General features: G+C 53.3%; 4 protein-coding genes. All 4 read left to right on the forward strand.

What is annotated here, in order from left to right; all coding sequences use genetic code 11:
• Nucleotides 1-396 (forward strand): DUF3883 domain-containing protein (locus tag M0Q23_09910; GenBank protein ID MCK9528928.1); only part of this gene is annotated, 396 nt, incomplete at its 5' end.
• Nucleotides 393-1,442, forward strand: a complete 1,050-nt coding sequence (locus M0Q23_09915) for a Fic family protein (GenBank protein ID MCK9528929.1) — start codon at nucleotides 393-395, stop codon at nucleotides 1,440-1,442. The genes M0Q23_09910 and M0Q23_09915, both read left to right, overlap by 4 nt.
• A 68-nt stretch (nucleotides 1,443-1,510) precedes the next feature.
• On the forward strand, nucleotides 1,511-2,662 hold the full coding sequence (locus M0Q23_09920; protein ID MCK9528930.1) for an ATP-binding protein: 1,152 nt from the start codon (nucleotides 1,511-1,513) through the stop codon (nucleotides 2,660-2,662).
• 13 nt (nucleotides 2,663-2,675) lie between these two features.
• The coding region (locus tag M0Q23_09925) for a hypothetical protein (GenBank protein MCK9528931.1) at nucleotides 2,676-2,886 on the forward strand (211 nt) is incomplete at its 3' end.

The raw sequence follows: 2,886 nt of genomic DNA on the forward strand, positions 1-2,886 counted from the left end.
GAACATGAGCAAGCCCAGGGCCGCCAGGTTTACGATGTTCATGAAAAGAACCTGGGTTACGACATTACCAGTCTGGATTTGAATTCCGGGGAGCTGCGCCTGATTGAAATCAAGGGTCTGGCCGCGCCCACAGGCACAATCCTGCTCACACCAAACGAAAGGCGCGTGGCCGAGGACCGCCGAGACTGCTATTGGCTTTACGTTGTCACTAACTGCCTGCCTGATCCGCAGACAGGCGCCACCCATCCGATCATGCAGGAGCCGATCAAGGACCCGGCCAGATTCTCCTGGCGGGAAGTGACCAGGGTCGCTCACTACTGGCTCGAAGTGAATACCATGACGAAACCAATGACGCTCAGGGAGGATAGTGCGCCATATGGAAGGAAAACGCCATGATAACCCTTCGGCTTTTTTCCCACGAGTTCGAATCCGTTCCAGCCGCCACTTCCTGGTACCTTGCTGATCTCGGCGAGGCGCGTGGAAAACAGGAATTGTTCACCCGCCAATCGCCGCAACGTCTCAAGGTTCTCCGGGAGCACGCGCTCATTGAAAGCGCTGTTTCGTCAAACCGGATCGAGGGCGTGGAAGTCGATCAATCCAGAATCGCCACCATCGTTTTCGGCCGGCCTCTGCTGCGGGACCGTGACGAGGAGGAAGTGCGGGGCTACCGGCAGGCCCTGACATGGATTCATGAGCAGGGCGAGAAAATTGCGATATCGGAAGAAACCATTTTACAACTCCACCGTATGACACGCGGGGAAATCTGGGATGCCGGAAAATACAAAGAAAAAGACGGCGACATCATAGAAAAGTTTCCGGATGGCAGGTCTATGGTCCGCTTCAAGACGGTTCCGGCTAAAAGCGCGCCGACCTGCATGCGGGATCTTGTCGAGTTGTACGACGATGCTGTTAAGGATCACAAAATCCCGCCTCTTGTCCTTTTAGCCGTCTTTAACCTGGATTTCCTGTGCATCCACCCGTTTCGTGACGGCAACGGCCGGGTGTCCCGGCTCCTTATGCTCCTGCAATGTTACCATCTCGGGATCGAGGTCGGGCGATATATCAGCCTGGAGCGCCTTATTGAACAGCACAAGGAACGATACTACGAAACCCTTCAGCAAAGCTCCCAGGGCTGGCATGAGGGCAAGCACAACCCGTGGCCATATATCAATTATCTCTTGTCGATTTTGAAAACGGCCTACAGGGAATTTGAGGATCGTTTGGGCCGGACCAAATCTCCACGAGGCGCTAAAACGGAATTGATCGAAAAGGCAGTGAGGGATTTTTCTGCGGAGTTTTCGGTTAATGATTTGGAGAGAGCCTGTCCGGGTGTAAGCCGGGATATGATCCGCAGAGTCCTTCGGAATCTCCAGGCCAAGGGTGACGTCGAATGTATCGGGCGAGGCCCCGGTGCTCTATGGCGTAAAAGGGAAAAGAGGTAATACCCTTTAAAAGGGGTAATAAAGAGGGTAATGTTGGGCATTTATGAAATGTATATGAAAGGAAAGCCATGAGCAAGAACCTGATATTTTGTCGCGTAGGTCTCAAGAACTGGAAAAATTTCGCCAATGCGGAGGTGGCTGTCCAGGATCGCACTTTTTTGGTGGGACCGAATGCTTCCGGGAAATCGAATTTTTTGGACGCGTTCCGGTTTCTAAGAGATCTCGCTTCACCCGGCGGAGGATTTCAAGAATCCATCGAACGCCGCGGGGGCGTCACGGCTCTTCGTTGCCTGGCTGCCCGGCGCGACTCATATGTCGGGTTGTCTGTTGAACTCAAAGACCCAAGTAATACTTCAAAATGGGAATACGAGATCACATTCAACCAAACTAAACAGCGACGTCCGATCCTTCGAAAAGAACGAGTGGCCTTCAACGGAGAGGTTCTTCTGGACCGCCCCAATGATGAAGACCGTTACGACGAAGCCAGATTATCACAGACCTACCTTGAGCAGGTAAACGTGAATCGACCCTTCCGCGATCTGACAACATTTTTTTCATCCATCCGTTACCTCCATATCGTCCCTCAGCTTGTGAGAGAGCCCGATCGCTCCGTCGGCCGTTCTGATGATCCGTTTGGAGGAGATTTCCTAGAGCAGATTGCAAAGACACCTGAAAAGACCCGCAATGCGCGAATGCGCCGAATAAAAAACGCTCTTCACGTTGCCGTCCCTCAGCTTCAGGAAATCGAACTCGAACGCGATAACCGTGGGACGCCCCACTTGCGGGGAAAATTTCAGCACTGGCGACCACGAGGCGCGTGGCAGACCGAGGAACAACTCTCGGACGGCACCTTGCGTCTTATGGGTCTTTTATGGGCGGTAATGGAGGGAAGCGGTCCGCTGCTTCTCGAAGAACCCGAACTTTCCCTTCATCCCGAAATCATACGGTTGTTGCCACAAATATTCGCCCGCATTCAGCGGCGCACAGCCAGACAAATCCTCATCAGCACCCATTCACCCGATCTGCTCCGGGATGATGGAATCGGTTTAGATGAGGTGCTGCTTTTCATCCCGGAAAAGGAAGGTACTGTTGTATCCACGGCTGCGGCGCATCAGGACATCCCATCGCTCCTCCAAGGTGGGCTCTCCCTTGCCGATGTCGTAATTCCCAAGACACGGCCGGAGAAATCACAACAATTGGCGCTGTTCGGAAATAACTGACATGGACGGAGCCTTGATCATCGACGCGGCGGTGGAGGGAATTATTGATGAGGCCGTGGCGCAAAAACTGATCGTCGGGGCCGGCGGTTCTCCGGGAACGATTTATGGGAAAACCGGCAAGGCCTTCCTTTACCAAAAGATCCAGGGATTCAACAATGCGGCTAAAACGTGGCCCTGGCTGGTTTTGGTCGATCTTGACAATGATAAGGAATGCGCGCCTCTGT

Source organism: Syntrophales bacterium (genome assembly GCA_023228425.1).
Taxonomy (GTDB): domain Bacteria; phylum Desulfobacterota; class Syntrophia; order Syntrophales; family UBA2210; genus MLS-D.

Bases quoted from the DNA above. Each gene is read 5' to 3' on its own strand.
- M0Q23_09915 (MCK9528929.1), top strand. From the start codon at position 393: ATGATAACCCTTCGGCTTTTTTCCCACGAGTTCGAATCCGTTCCAGCC.
- M0Q23_09920 (MCK9528930.1), top strand. From the start codon at position 1,511: ATGAGCAAGAACCTGATATTTTGTCGCGTAGGTCTCAAGAACTGGAAA.